This window comes from Marinobacter halodurans, from assembly GCF_004327985.1.
Lineage (GTDB): Bacteria > Pseudomonadota > Gammaproteobacteria > Pseudomonadales > Oleiphilaceae > Marinobacter_A > Marinobacter_A halodurans.
In genome coordinates this window covers 137,532-160,099 of sequence record NZ_SJDL01000004.1, presented here as the reverse complement: position 1 = coordinate 160,099, position 22,568 = coordinate 137,532, and the positions used below count along the sequence as shown (strand labels likewise).

The window sequence follows — 22,568 nt, the reverse complement described above, 5'->3', positions numbered from 1 at the left end:
GTGGCACTCAGCCGACGGTCTGCAGGGGGATCAGGTCCAGCTGTTCACCGCCGGGCCGGCGGAACAGGTCGGTCCGCAGGGGTTCCGACTCGTGCCGGTTGAGGCCGACTTTGCGGGCCTTGCGGTTGAACCGCTGGCGGATCAGGTCGGCATAGATGCCCTGGCCGCGCATGCGGTGGCCGAAGCGGTTGTCGTAGACCTGGCCGCCGCGCATATCGCGGATGCGGTTCATCACGTGGCGGGCCCGGTCGGGGAAGTGGCGCAGCAGCCAGTCCTCGAACAGCTCATGAATCTCCAGCGGCAGGCGCAGCATGATCCAACTGGCGCGGGTGGCCCCGTTGTCAGCCGCGGCTTCGAGGATGGCCTCGATTTCCGCGTCGTTGATGAAGGGAATCACCGGACCCAGAATGATGCCGGTCGGGATGCCCGCACCGGAGAGCTCGCGGATCATGCGCAGGCGGGTGCCGGGCGAGGCGGTGCGAGGCTCCATGCGCCGCTTGAGGTCGTTGTCCAACGTGGTGAGACTGACCCGCACCGAGCACAGCCCGTCCGCGGCCAGGCTGGCGAGCAGGTCCAGGTCCCGCAGGATCAGCGCGCCTTTGGTGATGATGGAGATCGGGTGGTTGTACTCGCGCATCACCTCCAGCAGTTCCCGGGTCAGGCGGCGGCGCTTTTCCAGCGGCTGGTAGGCATCGGTATTCACCCCCAGGGCAATGGGTTTGCACACGTAGCCCGGCTTGTCGAGGGCTTCCCGCAAACGCTGGGCGCCATTGGGTTTGGCGATCAGCTGGGTCTCGAAGTCGAGGCCCGGCGACAGGTCCCAGTAGGCGTGGGTGGGGCGGGCGAAGCAATAGACGCAGCCGTGTTCGCAGCCGCGATAGGGGTTGATGGACTGGTCGAAAGGCACATCCGGCGACTGGTTGTGACTGATGATCGACTTGACCTGCTCGTCGACCACACGGGTGGCCAGGGAATCCGGGCACAGCATGTCGTCCGGGTCCCGGTACCAGCCGTCGTCGATGGCCCGGTCCGACGTCAGGGGCTGGTATCGGTTGTGGGGGTTCTGGCCGGTGCCGCGTGTGCGCATGATGATCGCCTGCCCTGCTGGTGTCGCCGTTGGTTGATGGCATGATACTGTATGTATAAACAGTATCTGGTCAAAGCATAACCAAGCCGATGACGCGACGCAAGCGGCCGGGGCCATCCTGTCGATGTAGCGCGCCAAAAAGTTTGAGACATCGTGCCACTAGGTTTGTGACAAGGGAATAGGCGGTGTTTAACCGCCGTTTCCAGCCCCGTTAAACACCCCATCACCAGCACCCAACTGGACACCCAAAAGCAGCGGAGATAACAGCAGGTCCCGGGGTGTTACTCGCCACGCTTTGTCGGCCCTCAGCAAGGGGTGGCCAGCCTCCTGGAAGGCCCAGGCGATCAGCTCGCTGCAAAACCAGGAGTCCTGCTCCTGCCAGTTACGCCGAAAGCCCCATCCAAAGATGCCGGGCCAGTCATACGGCCGCCCGATCTGGCTGCGGGCCGCCTCGACCACCTCGGCCGGGGCAGCCACCTGAAACCGCGCGGCCGCCATGGTCGGCTCAGGGTCTCGCACAGAGACGCCAAAGCGGGCCGTGGCGCCAAGAAGCTGGCCATCGTCCAGGACCAGATCCACGTGGCTGTACGGGGACCAAGTGGCAAAGCGGATCACGCGGCTACCGATACCCGGGGTCGTGGAGAACTGCAGCGTAATCATGACACGGCCAGCGTGTTCAGTTGGTCGATATACTGCTGAGCGACCGCCTCCCGCTGATCCGCCGTTGCTGCCTGGACCGCTGCTTTACCGGCCAGGCGGATCTCCCGGATCTGGTCGATCGCTCCATACCAGTAGTCGGCGGTGGCGATGATGTCGTCCGCAGCCTGCTGAGCTGTCCACGATTTGGCCGACGCCCAGCTGCTCACGGCACTGGGGACATCGGAGGCAGGGTACCCTGCGTCGGCAAACGAGCGGGCGGCCTCCTCGGCGCGCTTGTACTCCTGGTCCACCAGGTAGCCGGGAGAGACGAAGCGCTCGCGTGCGTTGCCAGCAGCTTGATCAATATCACTCAGTAAGTCACCCACTCCTCGGGCAGGGACTTCAACCCACATTGGTAAACCATCCGGGCCGACTGCGCGGGCTTTTCCCAAAGGAGGCCGCCCCGAATACTCCTCAAAAACAGCTTCGCTTACCTCCTGTGCGTCTGCGGGCCAAGACCCGGCAGATTCATATCGCGCCCGGAGTTCTCCAGCAAAAAACGCATCTTTTTCTGCACTGTAAAACTTCATCGCCAGACCCCCTTAATGTCCAAGGCTAAACCAGAACACACTAAAATTGCCGCTAGCATCCAAAGGACTGATGACGACGGAGTCGACGTTCAACTTGAAAGCAAAGGTACCTTTCGCCGTCGATCCGCCAGTGATTGCTGAGCTGTTCCAGTTCCCACCGGCAAATAAACCTTTAACCGGATAAACCACAGGCAAAGTTGCTGTATAGGGGGAGCCACCCGTGAGCTGGGCCGATCCCCATTGCAATATCAAGCCACCCGGCAGAACCTGATAACCATTTACCGACAGGCCCTGATTACCACCACCAAACGCAGCCGCCAGCGCCGCCCCGTCAATCAACCGCCCCGGTGCAAACGCCTGGGCCTCGGCATCCGTCGCCACCAGCATGGGCGACTTCCAGTCGGTGCCACCGTCCGCAGACAGCACCACGCGCCGGGAAACGGTCAGGGACAGGCTTGCCGCGCCCTCGATCGTGTCCGGGTTCGTGCCGTCCGGGGTCACCGTCACCACATTGGCGCTGCTGTCGGTGCGGGCGATCGTGTAGCCCAGGCCGGCGTCGCTGTCGGCGGCCGGGAGTTGCAGGGTGACATCCCCGGCGCTCGCGTCCACCAGAACCAGGCCGGCCTCGGCCACGGTCAGGGCCTTCGGTGAGTCCGCGTTCGTAACGGTCGTTACCCCACGCCCGGCCAGGCGCTGAATCGCGGCCAGCACCTGGTCCTCGGTGTTGATGTCCGGCACTACCCCGCCGGCTGTCAGGATCGCCAGCAGCTCCCGCTGCAGCATGTTGAAATACTGGGCCAGCATCGGCGTGGCCTGCTGTCCCGTTGCCGGATCTCCGGCGCGCCACTCGCCCTCAGCGGTTGCCCGCTGGGTATATGCTCCTACCTTCTCCACGGTCTACCTCCTATTGGTAACCCACTTGCAAAATCAGCCATCTGGGCGATGCCTCGCGCAGGGCGCACTCGATCAGCTCGTCGCCCCAGCTCCGCAGGGGGTCGCCGATCTGCGCCTCGTCGATCACCGACTCGCGCACCACCCCGTTGGGCAGGAGCACGCGCCAGGTGGAGTCCCAGTCGCTGCCGTTGATGTCGTCACCGATCACGGAGCCGGTGTAGCCGGTGGGGGTGTTCACCTCCACCGTGGCCTCGCGCAGCTCGATGATCTCGATATTGTCGTACCCCAGGCCGGCGGCCAGCTCCCGGTAGTCCTCGGCGCGCATGCCGCCTTGGCCCACCACGCGCCCTACCAAGGCGGTGCGGCGGTCAGCCATGGACTGGTCAGCGGGGGCACAGTCACCCGGCAGCCCATAGCTGGCTTCCCACTCCTCAAACAGGTACAGCGCCCGGCGCGGGTCCGCCTCGGCCAGCAGGTCACCGGCGCGGGCATCCACCCGGGCGAACTCCTGGGCCGAACCGTCCAGCAGGCGCTGCACGTTGCTGTCCGGCTCCACCGGCCACACCATGCCCGGCGGCAGCAGGCTGAACAGCAGCCCTCGGTAGTCTTCGGCGCTCAGGTTCACAGCCATGTCACACCTGCCCATACCGGCAGCTCGCCCGTGGCGTAGTTGATGTTCGCCGTGGGCCACTGCAGGTCGTAGTCCTCGATGCCGGCCGCTGAACTGATCGCGTGCCGCACGCGGGTGATCAGCAGGGTGCCGCCGGGCTCGCCCTCACGCTCCACCAGGTCCTGCAGGCCAGCCGCCGCCGCTGCGCGCACCTCCGCCGTGTCCGGTGTCACCGACAGCTGGGGGGCGAAGTCCACGGGCGTCGGTGCGATCACGTACAGGTGGGCGGTCACGTTCTTGCGGTCGGTGATGTAGTCGAACACCGCGTCCAGCAGCTGCTGGGACGGCAGCGGGCCGTCGGCCGCATCGTCCGCCATAATGCGCAGCACCACGGAACCGGCGCCCATGCCCAGCGGGTCCTCCCAGGCCCGGGTCACGCCCGGCACCTCCAGCGCCCAGCCTTCCCAGTCGCCGGACGCACCACCGCGCGGCACCCGCGCCCGGCGGCGCAGGATGCGATCGCGCCAGCTGCTGTATGCCTCCAGATCCGCACCACCCTGCAGGCCGTCAGCGCCCACCACCGCCGTGGTATCGACACCAGGCACCGGCGACACCAGGCTAAGCTCTGCCCCGGCGGCCTGGTCACCGGCCGCGCCGGCCACCACAGCCTCAACGGTGGCCAGGGCCGTGCCGGCAGCGATCGCCACCTCGGCGGTGGTCTGGTACTCCTGGCCATCCAGCTGCAGGCGGGTGCCGGCGATGATCACCGCGCCGTCTGTGCCGGTAAAGGTCACGTTGCCAGTGGATGCGGACGCCTGGCGCCGGGGCACCCCGGCGCTGTGCAGGTGCAGCAGGTCGTCGTCGCAGGTCTCCGGGAACAGCTGCCGCTCCAGCCATTGCAGGTACCCATAAAGGCCATGTGTTACCCCGGCCTGGCTGGTGGCCAGCGCCTGGGTCAGGCGGGTGGCCAGGGCCGCCTGGGCACCGGGCAGCCGGGACAGCAGGTCCTGATCGACCCGGGCCATCAGTTCCGGTAATGAAGGCCGTTTACGCGCCATCTAACCCTCCGTTATGCGGCGTTTCGCCACACGTAGTCGTATTGACGTTCCAGCACCGCGCGATCGCCGCGCCGGATCACCACCCGCAGGCCCAGGGTGTCGCGCCGCATGTGCCACGCCTCCACCTCCACGGCCTCGGCCACCTCGTCCTCCACCAGCCAGGCCAGCGCCTCCTCGGCGTACTCCTTGGCCCGGCGCAGCACCTCGTCCTGCTCCTTTTCCCGGTACAGCAGCCACAGGCGGGAGCCGTGGGGCCGGTCGCGGTAGGCGTCCGCCCAGTAGCCCCGGCGGTCGTTGGTGCCGTCCGGCAGGCGGTCCTCCTCCAGGGCGCGCCGATCGGTGAACAGGGACAGGATCACCGCCGTCTGCAGGCTCTCGTCGGTTGCCAGGTCGCCGCCCTCGATCGCCAGGTCGAAGCGCTTGGCGCCGGCGTCGTATTTCAGCGCGATGTCCATTAGGTCATCTCCTGGTTGGGCGGATCAGTCGGCCCGCTTGTGTTGTTCTCGTCGTGGTTGTGCCCGTTGTAGGTGTTCCGCATGGCCTGCATGGTGCCCTTCGGATCGGCCACGGAGGTGGCGGAGGACAGGGCCTGGGTAAACGCCCCGGAACCGTTCACCACCAGGTTGCCGTTGATCGTCACGTTGCCGTCGTGGTTCGTCGTTGCGGTGATGTGGCAGGTCGGCGCGGTCACCTCCAGGTGCTGCACCGCCTGCACCTGGATCTTGTCCCGCCGGAACACGATCACGTTGCCCAGGTCGTCGTACATGGCCACCTCGCCCTCGGCCAGGTCCTTCAGCCGGTACCGCCGGTCGTCGATCGCCAGCGCCACCAGGTGGGCACGGGCACCACCGACGGCGGCCACCACGGCCTCGGCCCCTGGGTGCGGGTGGCTGGTGTGGCCATAGTCCTGGAAGCGCTCCGCCCACGCCGGCTCGTCCCCCAGCAGTGACACCTGCACGCCCTGCAGCTTCAGGCTGTCGTCCACCAGCTTCACCACGCCCCTGGAGACCAGCAGGCGGATGCGCCGCCAGACAGGCCCCATCAGGCGCTGCCACGTTCTTCTCTGGTCCGTCATAACGGCTTCTTCACCCATCCAGTTGTCTGGTTACCGCTCTTGCCGTTGGCCTGGGGCTCCGCGATTGGCACGGGCTCGAAGGCCGCCGGCGGGGCCACCCGCAGCTCGGCGGTGCGCCCTTGCTCGTTCTCGATAAGCTGCACGTCGCTGATCAGCAGCTGCTCGTCCAGGCCCAGGTAGGCATCGCGCACGTGTACCAGGTCGCCCGGACGCCAGACGCCTTGCTCATGGCGCCAGGTGCCCACGGTGTAGGTCACGCCCCGGCCCTTGGCCCAGCGCATGCGGGACTCCAGCTCGGCGCGGGCCTTGCAGTCGCCAGCGTCGGCCGGCGTGTCGCACACGATCAGCGTGGTGCGCGGGGTGCGGATGCGCGGGTCGGTGGCCTTGGCCGTGGGGCCGGACGCATTGGCGCCGAACCACTGGTCCGTGCCTGGCGTCTGCCCCTCGACGATGTAGACGTTGAAGCGGTCCCGATCGCTGAAGGTCCCGGAGCCCTTGCGGATGTTCCCGCCCAGCACCAGCGGCGTGCGGATCTCCCGCTGCACCGCGTGCACGATCACCAGGCGCCCCTGGGCATCGCTCACGATCCGGGCGCCCCGGATCTGCGCGGCCCGCTCGATGGCCTCGGCGATCGGCTGGCCATCCTCCAGGGCGAAGTACTGGAACGGCTTAGACGCACCCACGATGTCGATCACCTCGATGCCGTAGGGCTTGGCCAGGGCCGTGGCGATCTGCAGCAGCGTCTGGCCGTCGAATCGCTGGTCCTTGCCGCTGCAGTCGATCAGGTCCGCCGCCTTGCTGCGGCCGCTGGCTGAGATGGTGTGGCTGGTGGCGTCGTAGTCCGGCAGCACCTCGTCCAGGTAGCCGGTCACTACCAGCTCGTCGCCCACTTTCACGGTGCAGGCTTCGCCAGGTGTCACCGGCCGCACCAGGCCGGAGTCGGCCCAGCGCTCGGTCAGGGTCAGGTCGAAGCTGTCGGCGATCTGCTCCAGGGACAGGCGGATGCGGACCTCCTGCCAGCCCTGGTGGCGCTGGCTGCCGATCTGCAGCACTACCGGCTCGGGGTTACTCACTCAGCACCTCCAGCTCGATGCCACCGCGCAGGGCGCCCGGGTGCGGCACGTCGTTGCGCGCCACGATCTCGTCCGCCCGGGTGGCGTCGCCGTACAAGCGGTGCGCCACCACCAGCGCCGGCAGGGTCCGCTGCGGGGTGTAGGTGGTCATGCCAGGCAAGGCCACCGCCCGGGTGCGCAGGTCGTCGGAGACCTTGGCCCGCAGATCCACCAGGGCCGCGTACACGGCGTCGGTGATGGCCTCGTCGGTGGTCATCTGCCGGTCGATCAGCTCCATGGTGCTGGCCCCAGCCGCCTCGGCATCCTGCCGGCTCATCCAGTCGGTATCCGCCACCAGGCGCGCAGCGGCCAGGGTGGCCGCGCGGCTGTTCAGGCGCCGGGCCGCGATGGTGTTCTGCGCCCGCTGGATGCGCTCCGGCGTGTCCGCCGTGGGTGGGGTCACGCTGTCGCTGCTGATCCCAGTCTCCAGCAGCAGCCTGGCCGCGCGCACCGGCGTGCCCGGGGTCAGCAGCACCCGGCCGCTGTCCTCGTCATCGCTCCGGCCCAGGACGCTGTTGCCGCTGTAAAGGTCCAGGGCATTGATCGGCCGCAGCACCGCGTTGCGCAGCCGGTTAAAGCCACCCAGCACGATGCCCACCATGTTGATCGGCGCGCGGATCTGCGCCGCTACCTCGTCGGCGATGCCGCCCACCACGTCCTCGATGCCCTGCATCACGGCCGCCAGGTCACGCTCCACCGCGACCAGGGACCAGCCCAGCAGACCCTCCACGCTCCACTGGTCGGCAAAGTCCTGGGTCAGCTGCTCCTCGAACGCGTCCGCCGCCTGGCGCACTTCCCGCTGGGTGTCCACCGTGGTGGCGGGGTAGGCTTCCTGGCCTGCCTCGGCAAACGTCACCTGGAAGGTGCACACGCCGCCGTCCCGGGTGCTCTCGCTCCACCGCACGTCGCTGGCTACGGCCGCGACGCTGCCCAGGTACGGGTGCACCAGCGTGGCCACGCCCGGGGCATCCAGGGCGGCGATCAGGGCGTCCCGCTGCTTGTCGTAGTCGTCGCCGGCCACGAACAGCTGCAGGCGCCACTCTTTGGCCTTGCGGCCCATGTCCTCGGCGTAGGGCCGGTCGCGGCGCGGGTACTCATGGATCAGCCAGCGGCGGCCGCCCGTGGTGTCGGAGCGCTCCACGTGGAAGCGCACACCGCGATAGGAGCCCGCCAGTTCTGGGTCGATACGGTCACGCCAGGTCATGTGCTAAGCTCCTGTTTGCGCATGAATGAAAACGGAGGGCACCATGAATATCATCGACAAAGCTCCAGGCATCGGGGCTGTAATTGGTCTTTTGACAGGCATCGCGTTCTACTACCTCACCCCGGAAATTCACTGGGGCTTTCACTTGGCAATCGGCCTGGCGTTTCTTTTGACCGGGTTCAGCACGGGCGAAAAGCTGGCCAAGCGGGAGAAGATCGCAGCTAAGGACGTTGGAATGGTCATCGGCCTTTTTGTCGGGATCGCAGCTGGCGTTGCAACGTTCTACGGAATCCAGGGGGCGCACTGGGGCCTCTCTGTAATTGTCGGCGTAGTCGTTGGCGTGGGTGTCGTCCAAGCTGACATAAGCCAGCGAGCCATGGAGCGACAGGCCGGCGATCGGCAATAGCATCACGGCGCCACCCCCAGTACTCCAGACTCCACATCGAAGTCCATGCCCCCGTTGCGGCGCGCCTCCGTGACGCGGGGCCGCCCCTCAGAATCCACCACGATCCGCAGCTCGCCGCCCACTTCCGCACGGGCAGGCCCAGGCATGGCCGATGGCCGCCCCTGGGTGACCGGGGCACCGGATGCCACCGGCGCGGCCATGCCGCCAATACCAAGCTGGTCCTTGACCCAATCCGGCATCCAGTCCACCAGGGCCGTGATGCGTTGGGACAGCCAGTTGGTCAGGCCCGCCCACTTCTGCTGGATGCCATCCCAAAGGCCGCCGATCCACTCGCCGCCGATCTCGCTAAGCGGCCGCGCGCCGAACAGCTCGAACACCGCGTCGATGCCCTTCATCAGCAGGCCGGCCGGGCTCCAGGCCAGCAGCTGCTTGGCGATGTCGCCGATGCCCTGGCTGAAAAACGCCTTGATGCCTTTCCACAGGTTGCTGAACCACTCGGAGATGCCGTCCCAGTTTCGGTAGATCAGGTACACCGCGCCGGCCACAGCGGCCACGCCGGTGATGATCCAGCCAATCGGGGTAGTGATCAGGGCCAGCGACAGCGCACGGATGCCGGCAATCGCAGCCGGTACCGCCCGCGCTGCTAATCCAGCGAGGCCAGCCCCAGCACTGACAACACCACGGCCCAGCCAAAGCAGCCCTTTGGCAGCGGTTTTTCCGGCTGTCCAACCAAAAACCCCTAGCTGAACCGTTGCCGTTACTAGCGACACCAAAAACCTACCGGCCAGAAGCCCCGCAAGAATGGCGATCAGGTTCCCATAGCCACCGACAGCATCGGCCGCCCAACTCACTGCAGCGCCCACCATGCGCAGACCCCGCCACACGTCCCGGATGCCGTCCACGATGTCCTTGGCGATCGCCTCCCGGTTGGCCTGGCCCAGGGCGCCCATGCGGTCGATCCACTGGTTGATGGCGGGCAGCAGGTCGCCCACCACGGCGGTCTGGATACCGAACAGCACCGTGCGCAGGTCACCCATCTGGCGGGTATAGCGCCGGCTGTTCTCGATCTCCTCCGGGGTCAGGATGGCGCCCTTGTCGTGGGCCGCCTTCATCATCCGCTCGATCTCCTGGCGGCTGGCCTGCAGCATCTCCACCATCTGCTCGGCGCCCTGGCCGCCGAAGATCTCGTCCATGATCCGCTGGCGCGCGGCGTCGTTCTGAACGTCGCCCAGTTTGTCGCGCACCAGGTCGAACATCTTGGCGGTGTCGCCGCCGGTCTTGCGCAGGTCGTCGATGCTGATACCCAGGCGCCCGAACGCCTCGGCCGCCGGGCCACCAGCGGTCACCACGAACTCATCGGCCCGCAGCGACAGCTCCTTCATGCCGTCCACCAGGGCGTCGTTCTGCACCCCGAACTGCTTGCCCACATAGAACCATTCCTGCAGCCAGGTGGTGCCCACTTTCAGCCGGCCAGCCGCGTTCTGAACCTCAGCGCCCAGGTCCGTTACCCCGGACACCAGGCGCTCGGTACCCCAGACTGCTCCGGCGGCGATCCCTCCCATCCATAACAGGCGTTCGCCCAGGCCCTTGGCGCGCTCCATCACCGTGCCCAGGGACTGGCCCACACGATGGGCGGACGCCGACAGGCGGTCCAGGCCGGCCCGACTGGCCAGCCCCGACAGCGACTGCTGAATGCGCCGAACCGGGCGGGTTACGCGGTCCACCAGTTGCATGACGACGCTGGTCACCATGTTAGCCATCGCGTTTCATCTCCTCGGCCAGTTCTTCCGCCTGGTGGTACCACCACTCCAGGTCCTTCATGTCCATCTCCAGCAGGTCCACGGGGTTGAACCCGCTGAAGGCGAATGCCACTCCGCGTACTAGCGTTTGCCAGTCCCGCGGAGCTTCGGCAAAAAAGGCAGGATGGCGTACAGCGCCAGATCCACGTCCCGCCCATCCAGCTCACGGGCGGCGTGCACTGGAATGCGCGCCAGCGCGGCAATCAGCGCCAGGGTCTTGCCCATTTCGCCTTCGGCTTTGTCCATGGCCACCAGGTGCTTGCCCTTGACGCCTTTTGGAATCACCAGCTCCTCGATGGTGCGCTCGGGCTCCAGCTTGCTGGCCTTGAAGGTGATCGGTTCCACCAGGCGCAGGGTCACCGTGGTCTCGTCATCGGTGATGCGCGCAAGGTCGTCATCGGTCAGGCCGGCCTCTTCGGCGTGCGCGGCCATGACATCCTGGTTGTCCAGGTCATCGGTGTAGTGCTCGGTCATCGGTTAAACCCTCTCGCAGGTGCGGGCGGCCAGGTTCAGACGGATCTGGCCCTCGCCGCTGTTCAGTTCCGCTGTCTCGGTCACGAAAGCCCCGGTCAGCATGTAGTCCTGGCCGTTGTCGCACTCGAACAGCACGGTGGCATCGCGGATCTTGCCGATCTCGATGATGTCCAGCTCCTCGGTGTGCAGCACGGTGGCCTGCAGCGTCGGGGCCACTGGCTCCTCGCTGTAGTACACGCGCCGGCCGGCCATCTTGGTGGCGCGGTTTACGCCACCCGGGTTCAGCGTGGCGCCGCGCTCGGTGGGGAACTCCTGGCCATCCACTCGAATGGTGGCTACCCCTGTGATTCGTCCGCTCATGGGTGTTTACCCTCCTGTTAACGGGTGGTTAACCGGCGCTTAGCGCCGGAACTGGGTCTGCTGCGCGTGCACGCGGTACTGGCCGATCAGCATGGGCTGGTCGATCACGTTCAGCCGGCTGGGGTCGCTCGGGTCGATGTTCGCCTGCAGGCTCTCGGAGTAGCCGGCGTAATCGCGCACCCAGCCATAGGCCCCCATCAGCGTCAGCCGGTAGAGGTTCAGCAGCTCGGTGCGGGCCACCTTGGGTGTCATGATCGGCTGGCTCGGGTCGTAGAACTCGCGGTCCTCGTCGGCGGCCAGCTTGTGGCGCGGGTACTTCTGCGCGAACAGGCTGATCTGCTCGAAGCGGATGCGCTCCAGGGTCTCCGGCGTGTTGATGTCCAGATAGCTGTCGTCCGCCACGCCGCTGGCGTTTTCCTGGTAGGTCGTAATCTGGCGCTCGATCTGCACACTGCCGTCGCTCGCCACGGTGTAGGTGGCGATGCCGTCGAACAACAGCAGGTTGCGTTCGGCGTCGCTCCAGCGCACGTCCTCCGCCGGCGGGATCAGTCCGGGCATGGTCAGCCGCTGCAGCGGCCGGGCCGGGTCGATGGCCAGGGATTTGGCCGCCACGATGGCGTTGGTCGCCGCCCACAGCCAGGTGGGGCTCGGCGCCAGGTTGGTGCCCATGATGGTCACGTGCGGCGAGTTGCGGCCGCTGCCCAGGGTGCCCGTCTCGCTGTGCGTGCCCCGGAAGGCGCAGAACGCGCGGCCACCGATCTGGCGCATCGGGCCATAGCGGTCGGCCAGCTCGGCGTCCATGGCGTCCAGGCTGGTGGTGTCGGTGTACGGCAGGCAGATCCAGTTCCACCACTCGCTGCCCATGGCCGCGATCACCGGGTCCAGGTCCGGGTTGACGGCGCCGCCGGTCGGCTGGGTGTAGGTCAGCCCCAGGCCACCGGGGCGCTGCTCGCCCTTCACGCTGTCGCGCAGGTCGATGTCGTTGCCGGTCTCGCCGCCCCAGCGGCAGGTCAGATTCACCTTGCTGGAGGTCACGCCGTCCACGGCCGCCGTCACCGGCACCCGGTCGTCGGCGTTCACCGCGTCGACGATCGCCTGGGCCACCGCGTCCGGCGTATCACCGCCGGCCATCTCGACCCACACGCGCCGGCCGGCGATGTAGAGCGCCAGGGGGCGGGTGTCGGTCGGGCCGTTGTCCACGGTGATGCTGCCCTCGGCCTTCACGGCGGTGGCGGCATCGTCCAGGGGGATGGCCCAGGTCTCGGTGTACAGGTCCACGTCCTTGATGGCGCGCATCTGCTCGGCCAGCATGGAGCCACGGCCGAACAGCTCGTCGGCTTCTTCCTTGCTGGTCACCCGCACCAGGGTGCCGGCGGCCTGGCTGCCCGTGGCCAGCATCTGGCCGATCACCAGCAGCTTGCCCATGAACACAGCATTACCCGCCAGGCGGTTATCGAACTCGATGTACCACCCCGGTACCCGCAGGGCGGACGGGATGTCGTTAAATACGGTCGCGCTGATAGGCATTATTCAGCCTCCTTCTGCTTGGCGTCGCCCTGGGGCTTGGCCTTGGTTTTCGCCGGGGCCTTGGTCTCCACGATGGAGCCCTCCGCCTTACGGCGCACCCAGTAGCCGCTCCAGTCCACCAGCGCACCCTCGGCGGGCAGCGGGCGGCCGTTTTGCGGCTGGCGCACCACCAGGCCCTCGCGGGCCGGTTTGATGTATCGCTTGGTCGTTTTTCCGTTCACGGGTCTCTCCTCGTTACCCGACAGGTATGTCGGTGTAGCTCTCGGTGGCTGGGCCATCGCCCACCTGGTGCGTGGCGCTGTAAATCCGGAAGTCGGCCAGGCTCGATAGGTCCGTGGCTCTCAGGGCAAGCCCCTGCTGCCAGCTCACCGCCCAGAGGGCCATGCCCTGGCGGTCGGCCTGACCGCTGTAGAGGTTCTCGGCCGCCAGGTTCTCCGGGCGCTGGGTGTTATCGAGCCCCCAGCGATTGCCTTTGACGCACCGCAGAAGCGCTTCGGCATAGTCCAGTGCGGCCACGTCGCGGGCGGCCTGCGGGGTGTCACGAGTGACGACATAGGCGACCCAGCGCACCTGCACCTGGCGCGTATGGTTGTCGGCAACCACGGGGACCTGCACGGCCGCGACCAGGACCGCCGGCGCTCGCCGGCTCCAACGCTGCAATTCCGGGAGATCGAACCGCCCCCCATGGGCCTGGCAATCACGCAGCTCCGGCAGTGCCTGTTTGATCGTGGCGACGATCGCGTCTCGCGCCAGGTTGATGTCTCCGTTCGTCATGACTTCTCCAGGTGCCGGTCCAGCCAACGGTCAGCGACGGCCTCGATCTCGGCCAGGTTGTCTTGGGAAAAACCCAGGTAAGGGCGGGCGGGAATGCCGGCAGGCCCCGGGGCCATGTCGGGCTCGCCGCCTTCCTGGTGGATTCGGGCGTAGATCAGGTTCGAGCCCACTTCCACGTGGTCGTCCTGGACGTCGAAGCCGATGCTGTCCATCAGGTTGCCCTCGCCCTGCAGCAGCGAATGGCCGCCGTGGCGGCGCTTTGCATAGGCGGCCGTCCAGGGTGCCCAGGGCACGCCATCGGGGGATTCCTGGTCTTCACTGATGCGCCGGCGGGTCTGGCTCTCCACCAGACTGCCCAACTGCTCACCCAGGGCACGCCGGTCCGGATTGGCCAGGCGGCCGATCCGGGTCTGCAAGCGGTCAACGTCAGAGAAGTCCGTGCGCAGGGAAACGCTCATGTCAGCCTCCGGTCACGGCCCCATCGCCTTGGGCGATAGCTGATCTCCGGCTTGATGCGCACCGGTGACCCCTGCTGAATGCCCAGGCTGACCTCACCCCGGGCAATGGCTTTGAGCAGCTCGATCGCCTTTTCCCGGCGCGTCTGACGATGCTCAGTCGCGGTATCCGCTTCGGGTGACAACGTATCGAAGGTGATGTCTACCGCCAGCTTGGTCAGGATGCGCGGCACGGTCGGAAGGGGCAGCTGGTACTGCTGGCCAACGTAGGTGTCGATCTCGGCATCGGCGTCGGCCAGAGCCTGCTCGACCACGTCGGCGTCCACCTGTCCGTCGCCGTCACGGTCGGCGGCGATCAGCAGGGCGTCGGTACCGAAGCGGTCCAGCAGGTTCTGCAGCGTGGCGTAGACAGCCATATCAGTCGTCCTGACCTACCGAGCGGACCACCAGGCGAGGCTCATCCTGGATGGCCTGGAGCTGCTCGTCGGTCAACTTGCGAACGTCCAGGATCCGTTCGGTACGGCTGAACTCGAAGCCGGCCCGGCGGAAGCTGGGCGTCATCGACTTCACCGCGATGCGCTTGGTCTCCGGCGCGGTGGTGGTCTTGGCGTCGGCCGCAGGCGGCGTGTTTTGCGGTTGCGCTTTCGGATCAGTGGCGCCGGCATTGGCGGCAGCCTTGTCGGTGCTTGCCTTGCTGGTTTTGGTGGCAGCCATGGTGCCCTCCTGGTGCGTGTGCGGTTCAAAAATGGCCAGGCGCACGCCCGGCCATTTTCAGATCAATAAACGGGCCCGGTTTACACCGAACCGTCTGAGCCGTAGGCCATCTGCCAGAAGCTGTAGCCAGCCGCGCCGCGAGCTTCCGCGCCGTAGCGGTACTTCTTCTGCAGGAACACGCTGTCGCTGTCCATGTTGGTCTGGGAGACGAACACGGGCGCCTTGCGCTCCTGGAAGATGAACGGTTTCACGGGTTTGGTGGTGTCCAGCAGGAACCACGCGGTATCTGAGGTCAGGCGGGAGGAGACCACCACTTCCGCGGCATTGCGGTAGGGGTTGGGTTTGCCGTCCTCCAGGCGCTCCACGCTCATCAGCGCCCGGGCAGTGTCTTCCAGTGCCGGCGGCACCAGCAGGACGTTGGGCTTGATGTTGAGCGGGCGCTCCTCGTCGTCCTTCATCTTGCGCAGCGAGGTGCGGGCGGCACCGAAGCTGCCCTGCGCAGCGGCCAGGGTGGCAAAGCTCAGCTTGGCCGTGCCCTTGTTGGAGACGCTGACGGTGCTGCCATCCTTTTTACCCACCGGATGGTCGGTGTCGAAGAACGGCTGGCCGTCGTAGCCCAGCTCAACGAAGCCGGCGTTGACCAGGTCAAACACCAGTTCATCCGGCAGGTGGGCGGAGCTGTAGCCGGCCATCTCGGCCTCCGGTCCGTAGATGCCCAGGGTGTCGTCCTCGATGTCGTTGCGGTCCACCTCAATGGTGGCCTCAAAGTCATCGTTGATGATGGTGTAGCCCTGGCCTTTGAGCTGCTTGACCACCTTCTCGCCGACCCACTTGCGCATGGCCGGGAAACGCTCCATCCACTTGTACCGGTTCTCGGAGGAGGTTGAGGTCACCTTCATGGCGATCTTGTCCCACTCCGGCTCAGCGGCCTGGAGGGCGCGGTTGAACGTCGTCTTCAGGTTGAAGAAAACGCCATCGAGTGCTGATTTATTTACGATCACAGGTGCTCTCCTTACTCGACCCAGACGCCAGCAGACTCGACAGCCAGCACGACACCGGACTCAGAGCGAGTGCCAGTGCCATCCGTGCCGGCGACGGTCTCGTCGTCCAGGATGTAACAGGGTTTACCGACCAGGCTCTGGCCGACCGGATCCGTGGTGTCGTTCTTCCAGAGGAAGGCTTTCTTGCGACGCACCAGGACAATCTCGTCGCCATCCGCGCCGGCGCTGTTGTCCACATGGGCATCGGCGCGCCCGATGTAGGTCAGCCCAGTAGCCGTCTTGCCGGCGACCAGGAAGCCGGTAGCGTTCACCGCCACCTGGGCGCCCAGGTGAATGGTTTCGCCCGCCGCCACGGCGTAGGGCATCACCTCGGCGTCGCGGTGAGCGGTCATGCGGTCTTGGGTCAGCATCAGTTGAGCCCTCCGTAGGTTTTGAGATCCTGCTCGGAGTTACCCATCATCTGGGCAATCTTCAGGGTCTCGGTGTTGAGGGCCTTGCCAGCCGCCCCAGGAACGTCGCGGTTATCGAGACCGGAGTCACCGGTGACAACCGGCGCGCTGTCCACAAACGCTTTGAAGCGTTCCAGGCCACCCTCGGTCCGACACTGGGCCTTGTGGTAGTCGACCGTCGCCGGCGCGATCTTGCCGTCTTCCAGGGCCTGGTTGATGGCGGACTCAATGGCCTCGTCCTCGCGCTCCTTCTTCAGGGTCTCCAGCTTCTGTTCCGCATTCGCGGCGCGAGTCTGTGCCTGGTCGAAGTCAGCCCGGGGGACGTACTTGTCAAGGCTGGGCGTGGCCTCCCGATTCTTCGCGATCTCCAGATCCGCCTGGACCTGATTGAGGGCAGCAATCGCCTGCGCCTCAGTCGCGTCCTCGGGCAGACCCAGCTTTTTGAGCAGATCTTTCCACACGGGGAAATCCTCCTGGTGGGTTTGCTGGTTAAGCGCTGTGAGCGCCAGGTTGGGTTGGTTGGTAAGGCCCGCGCTGGTGAGCCGGACAATCTGGCGCTCATCGCGGGTAAACAGGAAAACGGGGGAGAGATAGCGGTATTCCTTGCGCTGGAGCTGGGCGGCCGCCTTTTCGGTCCACTCCACGCGGCCCCAGACGGCGCCGTCGCGCACCTCCAGCTGCTTGACCCAGCCCGCCGCCGGAGCGTCCTCGCCCTTGGGGGCCCGGTGCTCGCTGGCGTGCTCCCAGTCGATGACCAGGTCCAGCCCTCGGAGATCGAACTGGTCCACCAGGGCTTGCGGATCACGGTTACGCCAGGTACGGCCATCGCGGCCGGTCAGCAGCTCGCCGGCAGGCAACAGCTCAACCCAGTCCGGTACTTCGCCAGAGGGCAGCTCGACGTTGAGCGCCAGGCGGTCGCCAGGAGCCGGTTCGGTATTGAGGGCCTTGGCAAGGCCGAAACGGAATGCGTTTGTGTTGTCCATGGCGCCACAGTAACGGCGCCGACAGGCTCGAATGATCCTGAGAGGGTTCAGGGGTAATTAGGGGAGGGTTTCAGCGGGGGTAAATCGAGACGGTGCTGGCCGGCACCGCAACCGGATATCAGGATATCGAACCCGGCGTTATCCTGGCAATCGCCGCAAAGGCATTTAACACCCCTTTAAAAACGTTTTTCGGGGTCTGGCCCCGGCGCTGATAGCGCCAGCTTCACCAAGGGCCTTAGAGAGCGTCTGAGGGCGTTCTGAGAATCGGCCCGCTTTGGGTCATAATTGCACTTACCGAGGCCGCGCCAGTATACTGAACTCCGGCGCACGCGACACGGTGATGAATCTGCCTGCCGTAGCCTGCCTCTCAGGATGAAGGGCAGAGCGCAATGTGGGGTTGCCCGCACCCAATGCGGGAGGCAGGCCCCACCGTGCGCCGGCCCTATTGCTCCACCGCTCGAAGCACCTTGCCCTGGCGCCGGATCCGGCGCAACTCCCTGTCATCCGCTTTCTGGTAGCTCACCACGTACAGACGCTGGGCGTCGCCGGTGCGTTTGATGACCACCTTCCACCACCGGTTCCTGGTATCGCCTGGCCGGCTACGAAAGGCCACCAGCGTGCGGTCGTCCTGCCCGATCAGAATGCCTCCGGACACGATGTCCGGTAGTTGACGGTAATCGTCAATCGCCAGATCCGCGTGCTGCCGAGCCTGCTTGCTGAACGTATCCGGCGACAGCCGCACCACCTGGGTGGTCGCGCTCAGCGCCGACTGGGCCCGGCGATCCACAACGCCGGCCGGCAGTTCACCGTCTGGCCTCGTTACCCACTGGTCCAGTATCGGCGACGCCATGACGTCACGCGTTGTGGCCTTGGCCAGGCGCTGATCGGCCGTATCCAGTTTGGCGGTCATGCGGTCCCGCAGCACTCGAACCCGATCCTGCCCCGGGTTGCTGGCCCAGGCCGGGTGCAGGCCCTGGTCTACCTGGACCATCTCGCCCGTACGCCGGTTGGTGTAGCTGACGGTCTGGGTCGGCGGCGGCTCACGCCGAACCGGCATTGTGCGGCGCACCCGGCGGCCCGTGGGCAGACCAGTCTCCGGATCCGTTTCGATTTCGGCGCGCGGGTCCCGGACGCCGTCTCGGTCCAGCCGCTCGGCCTCCACCTGCGATACCTGGCGCACCCGGCATTTGCACCCGTAGCCGTTCGGCGGCATGTGATCACGCCACCAGGGGTGGTCCACTGGCAGCAGTGTGCCCGCCCATTTCACATGCTCGTCCCGGTGGTTCTCGCTAGGGCCCAACTCATAGAGCAGGTACGGCAGGCTTTCCTTGGTGTGCTGGATGCGTTGCCACTGGCCCGCCGCCCGGGCGCTGCGCAGGTTGGACTGGTAGATGGTCTTGAGGCGGCGCGGGGATCCCAGCTGCACTTCCCGGCGTTCGCCGGTGTTCGGGTCGATCTCTTCCTTGACGCCCCACCAGCCTTTCTGCTGCAGCTTCGGTTTAACGTCCCTGGCAAAGTCGCGGAACGTCTTGCCCTCGGCCAGGGCCTCGTCCAACCCGGACCGGATGTCGTCCAGGATGTCCAGCTTCATGGCCTTGGCGACGGTGAAGGCGTGAGCGTGTTCCTGGCCCCAGACGTCTTGATAATCGAAGCCGACCCGCAGGTCCTTGCCTCGAAAGTAATCCAGCGTGTCACGCGGTACCGGGCCCGCCCCGAAGTTGGCCATCAGCGCCCCTCCGCATTACCGAGGCCCCGGGCCTTAAAAGTCGAGGACGCCAGGCGCTTGACCAGTTCGGTCTCGTCCATCTCCTCCAGCACTTCACCCAGGCGGGCGAGGAAGTCACTTTCGTCGCCGCCCTCGTCAGCGATGCGCTTTGCCAGGCGTTCGATCGGATCGATCATTGGTGCCAGCTGTGGCTGCCACTCGTCCTCGGTCTCGGCGATCTTCTGGAAGTCCGGGTCGTGTTGATCGACGACAGACTCCCGGTTTTGAGCGGCATTTAAAGACCGGTTAGGGGCAGTTTCCTGGAACGGTAAACCCGCCGCTGGCGGCTGCAGGACCTCCGCATCCTTCGCCGGATCAGGCAGGCCCAGCCTGTCGGAGATCACCGAACGTTCCACCCGCAGGCCGAGCGGTACCAGGTCCTTCAGCGCGGCCACCAGCTGCTGGAGATCCTCCGGCTCGGGGATGTGTATACGGACCGCGGGGTAGCGGCGCTGCACGCCATAGTTCAGGTCGATGAACGGCTTGACCAGGTCCCGGCTCAGGGTGTGGCCCAGGTGGCGGGCGTCGGCGCGCTGGATGTCTTCGCGCACGTCGTTATGGACCGTTGCCTGGGACTGGCTGGAACCGTCGTCCGCTGTCATGGTCTGGCCCAGCACCGCCTTGCTGGTCTGCTTGTCGATCCACTCAGCCAGGCCTTTGAACAGGTCGGCCCCGCCCTGGGTGTTGGCGATTTCCTGGAACTCGATCTTCATGCCTTCGGGCAGGATGGCGGCCGCATCCGAGCCGAGATTGGCCACAGCGGCACGCAGGATGTCCACCTCGTCTGGCTTTGCGTTGCTGTTGTAACGACCCAGACGCAGCGGCATGCCGAACACCTCGGCAAAGGCCAACCAGTCGGTCAGGGTGTAGCTCTTGGCCATGTAGGAGACGGCCACCAACCGGGCCAGGCCGCCGCGCATGGGGATGCCCGCCTTCAACCGGGGGCGATGCACAATGAACTTGTAGGGCGCCAGGGGGATTCCCTCCGCCACGTTCTGCGGATCGATCAGCCGCAGCTCGCGTCCGGTGGCCTGATCAAACCGGAAAAAGCGCGGATCACGCCATACGTACTCACGGGGCCACCACTGGCCACCCCGGGTAGCCCACAGGATCTCGGCCACGGAATAGCCTTTGCCCAGGGCGTCCAGCAGGTCTTCGACCAGGGTGCCAAAGGCCGTGTCCCGCACCAGGTCCCGCACGGCGTCTGCCAGGCGCACGTCGGCCGGGTCGTCGCTGGCCGATTCCACCACTACGTCGAGGCCGCTGACGGCGCGCTTTCGCGTTCCGAGGACGGAGGCATAGTGCGGTTCGCGTTCTTCCATTTCCTCGGCCAGGGTCAGGTAATCATGGCCATCGTTGTTCTCAGCGGCCCGCAGGATCATGCCCAGGCGATCCGGTGTCAGGTGGCTGGCAATGCCGTTGTGCCACACCTGGCGCACGCCGGTCATCGAGGGCGCGGCCAGTTCCTTCTTCAACTCGGCCTTGCGGATGGGGCGGCCGTTTTCGTCAACAATGGGTGATTCCGCCATTACAGCAGTCCTCCTCGGTTACGGAAGCCAGCGGTGGCGCGCACCGGGCGGGGGTGTCGTTGTTCGGGGCCAGTGCGGATCGCCTCATAGCCATATTCCAGGGCGGCCTGCTGGAAGCTGGCGTAGTAGGCCAGGGCCAGCGCGATCGCGGCGTCACCATGGCGTTTCTTGTCTTCACCGGTCTTGGCATCCGGCAGCTTGGGGATGCCCCTGATGACCTGCAGGGCCCGGAGGTCATCGAGCACGTCGGTGTCCCTGGGGATCTCAATGCCGTTGTCCTCAAAGGCCGCCTTGAACCGGGGCATGGCATCCAGGTACCAGGCCTGGGAAAGCATCACGGCCTCCACGCGATCGGCGCCATACTCGTACTGGGCCTGTTCCGCCAGGTACTGGCCGTTACCCCGGGCATCCAGGGCACCGTACTGGAGCCCCGGCAGACGGTCGACGATGTAATACAGGATCTGCTCCTGCTGTTTGAAGGGCACGTTTCGCAGCTCGGCGAGGAACGGCACCCGCCGCTTGAGCTGCTGGCTGAGGGCCATGGGTGCGATGACTGTCAGGTCGCCGCTGCGGCCGAAGTCTTCACCGAAGCAATGCCGCTCTTCCGGGTTCAGCGCCTTTAGCAGGGGCAGCAGCTCGCTTTCGCACCAATCGTGGACCTCGGCCTGGCGAAGGTGCTCCGGCCAGGCGTTGAACTCTGCGGTGCCCTCGAAACGGACCACCGGGGCCTCCACCATCCGAGCCTCGATCATGCCCCTGGACAGGTAGGCGCCACCGCCGGATTTGGGCACGCAGTAGTATTCTTCCAGGGCGTCCTCGCGGGTAGCGGTGTCCCGCAGCAAGTTGTCTTTCCACTGCTTCTCAGCGGCCTGACTCCAGGGTTTTCCGCGCACCTGGCAGATGCGCTGGTACAGGCCCTGGTCACAGGCATCGTCCAGGGTGAGACGGTGCACGCTGTAGCGTTTCTTGCCTGCCCGGCTGTCCTGGATCAGCTCGTTGAACAGGTTCTCCGCGCCGTTGTGCGTGCTGATCAGACGCACCTTGGAGCCCCACATGGTCAATGCCAGGGCAGCCTTGAGCACCTCGGCCAGCTCTGCATGGAAAGCGGCCTCGTCGATGGTGACGTTGCCCTGTCGGCCCCGTAGGTTACTGGGGCGACTGGACAGTGCTTGGATCTTGAAACCGCTGCTGAAGCGAATGTTGAAGGTGAGGATGTCCTTGTCCTCGTCGCTGATCACTTCCTCCTGGACGGTGGATGCGGCCCGATCAAACGCCCGCGCCCACATGGCGCAGGCGTCAATGAACTCGATGGCCATTTCCTTGTTCGAGCCCACGTAGTAGTGGTTGGTACCGCCCGCGGATTTTGCAGCGCTGGCGGTCAATACGGCGTCCGCCGCCTCGCCCCAGGTGAGGCCGGTGCGCCGGCTCTTCTCGGCAATCTTGAGTTCAGACTGGTCTTCGATCCACGCCTTCTGGTACGGCAGCAGAACCGAGTCAGGGAGAGGGGTGCTCATCATGCGATGCCCAGGATGTCGCGCTTGATCGCATCGATGGATTCGCGGGTCATCCCCTGGCTTGCCATTGCGCCCTCGGCCGCCTCTGCGGCTTCCCGGGCGACCTCTAGGCGCAGCTCCCGGGCCCATTTTTTCTGCCCCAGCGACACCCGACCGATCTCGGCCAGGGCCCGGGTCACGCTGCCCAGCTGCTTGGCGGCTTTGGCCGGGTCGTCTTCGGCCTTACGCATAGCAATGGAAATACGCAGCAGCTGGTCCTGCACGATGCGGGCGGTAGCGTCGATCAGGTGGCCGCTCTCGTCGTCCTGATTGCTTGCCATGGCGCGGGCCAGCTCTGTGGTCTTGCGCACGTCCCCCATGGCCTCTTCGAATTCTTCCTGGAGGTCCTGACCGTACCGGTGTACAGCGGAGCGCGAGAGCTTGTATCCGCGCTCCTCCAACCACTGGGTCAGGCCGTCATAGCCCTGAAAGCCAGTGCTGACCAGCCGTTCATTCAGTTCCTCGCGGAGGTCCTGGGGCAAGTCATAGACCTTTGAGCGCGGCGGCATG

27 protein-coding genes are annotated in these 22,568 nt (G+C 66.0%); 1 reads left to right on the top strand and 26 read right to left on the bottom strand.

Annotation, left to right across the window (positions count from 1 at the left end):
* Nucleotides 1–7 precede the first annotated feature (7 nt).
* The 10 genes from EZI54_RS04075 to EZI54_RS04030 all read right to left on the bottom strand — a co-directional run bounded on the left by EZI54_RS04075 (nt 8) and on the right by EZI54_RS04030 (nt 8,269).
* Nucleotides 8–1,087 (bottom strand): PA0069 family radical SAM protein, encoded by a 1,080-nt coding sequence (locus tag EZI54_RS04075; RefSeq protein ID WP_131479313.1) that lies wholly within the window; start codon nt 1,085–1,087, stop codon nt 8–10.
* 189 nt (nt 1,088–1,276) lie between these two features.
* Entirely contained in the window at nt 1,277–1,747 is a 471-nt protein-coding gene (locus EZI54_RS04070; protein WP_131479311.1) for a C40 family peptidase, read from the bottom strand.
* Entirely contained in the window at nt 1,744–2,316 is a 573-nt protein-coding gene (locus EZI54_RS04065; protein ID WP_131479309.1) for a hypothetical protein, read from the bottom strand. Before EZI54_RS04065 ends, EZI54_RS04070 begins: the two co-directional genes overlap by 4 nt.
* 12 nt (nt 2,317–2,328) lie before the next feature.
* Nucleotides 2,329–3,120 (bottom strand): gp53-like domain-containing protein, encoded by a 792-nt coding sequence (locus EZI54_RS04060; RefSeq protein ID WP_131479307.1) that lies wholly within the window; start codon nt 3,118–3,120, stop codon nt 2,329–2,331.
* A gap of 100 nt (nt 3,121–3,220) precedes the next feature.
* Entirely contained in the window at nt 3,221–3,841 is a 621-nt protein-coding gene (locus EZI54_RS04055) for a YmfQ family protein (RefSeq protein WP_165495676.1), read from the bottom strand.
* Nucleotides 3,832–4,878 (bottom strand): baseplate J/gp47 family protein, encoded by a 1,047-nt coding sequence (locus EZI54_RS04050; protein WP_131479303.1) that lies wholly within the window; start codon nt 4,876–4,878, stop codon nt 3,832–3,834. The genes EZI54_RS04055 and EZI54_RS04050 overlap by 10 nt, the downstream gene beginning before the upstream one ends.
* Nucleotides 4,879–4,889: 11 nt before the next feature.
* Nucleotides 4,890–5,333, bottom strand: a complete 444-nt coding sequence (locus EZI54_RS04045; protein WP_131479301.1) for a phage GP46 family protein — start codon at nt 5,331–5,333, stop codon at nt 4,890–4,892.
* Nucleotides 5,333–5,953, bottom strand: coding sequence for a phage baseplate assembly protein V (locus EZI54_RS04040; protein ID WP_131479299.1), 621 nt, complete (start codon nt 5,951–5,953; stop codon nt 5,333–5,335). The genes EZI54_RS04045 and EZI54_RS04040 overlap by 1 nt, the downstream gene beginning before the upstream one ends.
* Nucleotides 5,950–7,026, bottom strand: coding sequence for a phage baseplate assembly protein (locus EZI54_RS04035; RefSeq protein ID WP_131479297.1), 1,077 nt, complete (start codon nt 7,024–7,026; stop codon nt 5,950–5,952). Before EZI54_RS04035 ends, EZI54_RS04040 begins: the two co-directional genes overlap by 4 nt.
* The gene (locus EZI54_RS04030) at nt 7,019–8,269 is read right to left on the bottom strand and encodes a DNA circularization protein (protein WP_131479295.1); all 1,251 of its coding nucleotides are present in this window, start codon (nt 8,267–8,269) and stop codon (nt 7,019–7,021) included. The genes EZI54_RS04035 and EZI54_RS04030 overlap by 8 nt, the downstream gene beginning before the upstream one ends.
* A 43-nt stretch (nt 8,270–8,312) precedes the next feature.
* On the opposite strand from EZI54_RS04030, the gene EZI54_RS04025 reads away from it, so the two are divergent.
* Nucleotides 8,313–8,675, top strand: a complete 363-nt coding sequence (locus EZI54_RS04025; RefSeq protein ID WP_131479293.1) for a hypothetical protein — start codon at nt 8,313–8,315, stop codon at nt 8,673–8,675.
* A 2-nt stretch (nt 8,676–8,677) separates the two neighbouring features.
* Here EZI54_RS04025 and EZI54_RS04020 read toward each other — a convergent pair whose 3' ends face one another.
* The 16 genes from EZI54_RS04020 to EZI54_RS03945 all read right to left on the bottom strand — a co-directional run bounded on the left by EZI54_RS04020 (nt 8,678) and on the right by EZI54_RS03945 (nt 22,567).
* Nucleotides 8,678–10,435, bottom strand: a complete 1,758-nt coding sequence (locus EZI54_RS04020) for a phage tail tape measure protein (protein WP_131479291.1) — start codon at nt 10,433–10,435, stop codon at nt 8,678–8,680.
* A gap of 120 nt (nt 10,436–10,555) precedes the next feature.
* On the bottom strand, nt 10,556–10,948 hold the full coding sequence (locus tag EZI54_RS04015) for a hypothetical protein (protein WP_131479289.1): 393 nt from the start codon (nt 10,946–10,948) through the stop codon (nt 10,556–10,558).
* Nucleotides 10,949–10,951: 3 nt separating this feature from the next.
* The gene (locus EZI54_RS04010; RefSeq protein ID WP_048494271.1) at nt 10,952–11,308 is read right to left on the bottom strand and encodes a phage tail tube protein; all 357 of its coding nucleotides are present in this window, start codon (nt 11,306–11,308) and stop codon (nt 10,952–10,954) included.
* A gap of 39 nt (nt 11,309–11,347) precedes the next feature.
* The gene (locus EZI54_RS04005) at nt 11,348–12,835 is read right to left on the bottom strand and encodes a phage tail sheath subtilisin-like domain-containing protein (protein WP_131479287.1); all 1,488 of its coding nucleotides are present in this window, start codon (nt 12,833–12,835) and stop codon (nt 11,348–11,350) included.
* Nucleotides 12,835–13,056, bottom strand: coding sequence for a DUF2635 domain-containing protein (locus EZI54_RS04000; protein WP_165495675.1), 222 nt, complete (start codon nt 13,054–13,056; stop codon nt 12,835–12,837). Before EZI54_RS04000 ends, EZI54_RS04005 begins: the two co-directional genes overlap by 1 nt.
* A 13-nt stretch (nt 13,057–13,069) precedes the next feature.
* Nucleotides 13,070–13,609 carry a phage protein Gp37 gene (locus EZI54_RS03995; protein WP_131479283.1) on the bottom strand — a complete coding sequence of 180 codons (540 nt, stop codon included), beginning with the start codon at nt 13,607–13,609 and terminating at the stop codon, nt 13,070–13,072.
* Nucleotides 13,606–14,067: a phage virion morphogenesis protein gene (locus EZI54_RS03990; RefSeq protein WP_131479281.1), complete on the bottom strand. Its 462-nt coding sequence runs from the start codon at nt 14,065–14,067 to the stop codon at nt 13,606–13,608. Before EZI54_RS03990 ends, EZI54_RS03995 begins: the two co-directional genes overlap by 4 nt.
* On the bottom strand, nt 14,064–14,480 hold the full coding sequence (locus EZI54_RS03985; RefSeq protein WP_131479279.1) for a gp436 family protein: 417 nt from the start codon (nt 14,478–14,480) through the stop codon (nt 14,064–14,066). The genes EZI54_RS03990 and EZI54_RS03985 overlap by 4 nt, the downstream gene beginning before the upstream one ends.
* 1 nt (nt 14,481) lies before the next feature.
* The gene (locus tag EZI54_RS03980; protein ID WP_131479277.1) at nt 14,482–14,778 is read right to left on the bottom strand and encodes an HI1506-related protein; all 297 of its coding nucleotides are present in this window, start codon (nt 14,776–14,778) and stop codon (nt 14,482–14,484) included.
* Between the two features lie 80 nt (nt 14,779–14,858).
* The gene (locus EZI54_RS03975; protein WP_131479275.1) at nt 14,859–15,779 is read right to left on the bottom strand and encodes a Mu-like prophage major head subunit gpT family protein; all 921 of its coding nucleotides are present in this window, start codon (nt 15,777–15,779) and stop codon (nt 14,859–14,861) included.
* Nucleotides 15,780–15,790: 11 nt separating this feature from the next.
* On the bottom strand, nt 15,791–16,189 hold the full coding sequence (locus EZI54_RS03970) for a hypothetical protein (RefSeq protein WP_131479273.1): 399 nt from the start codon (nt 16,187–16,189) through the stop codon (nt 15,791–15,793).
* Nucleotides 16,189–17,211 (bottom strand): phage protease, encoded by a 1,023-nt coding sequence (locus EZI54_RS03965; protein ID WP_131479271.1) that lies wholly within the window; start codon nt 17,209–17,211, stop codon nt 16,189–16,191. The genes EZI54_RS03970 and EZI54_RS03965 overlap by 1 nt, the downstream gene beginning before the upstream one ends.
* Nucleotides 17,212–17,653: 442 nt before the next feature.
* Nucleotides 17,654–18,937: a phage head morphogenesis protein gene (locus tag EZI54_RS03960; RefSeq protein ID WP_131479270.1), complete on the bottom strand. Its 1,284-nt coding sequence runs from the start codon at nt 18,935–18,937 to the stop codon at nt 17,654–17,656.
* Nucleotides 18,937–20,505 (bottom strand): DUF935 domain-containing protein, encoded by a 1,569-nt coding sequence (locus tag EZI54_RS03955; protein ID WP_131479268.1) that lies wholly within the window; start codon nt 20,503–20,505, stop codon nt 18,937–18,939. Before EZI54_RS03955 ends, EZI54_RS03960 begins: the two co-directional genes overlap by 1 nt.
* Nucleotides 20,505–22,022, bottom strand: a complete 1,518-nt coding sequence (locus tag EZI54_RS03950; protein ID WP_207389137.1) for a hypothetical protein — start codon at nt 22,020–22,022, stop codon at nt 20,505–20,507. The genes EZI54_RS03955 and EZI54_RS03950 overlap by 1 nt, the downstream gene beginning before the upstream one ends.
* Complete coding sequence (locus tag EZI54_RS03945) at nt 22,019–22,567, bottom strand: DUF3486 family protein (RefSeq protein WP_131479266.1); 549 nt, start codon at nt 22,565–22,567, stop codon at nt 22,019–22,021. Before EZI54_RS03945 ends, EZI54_RS03950 begins: the two co-directional genes overlap by 4 nt.
* Nucleotide 22,568: the final 1 nt, after the last annotated feature.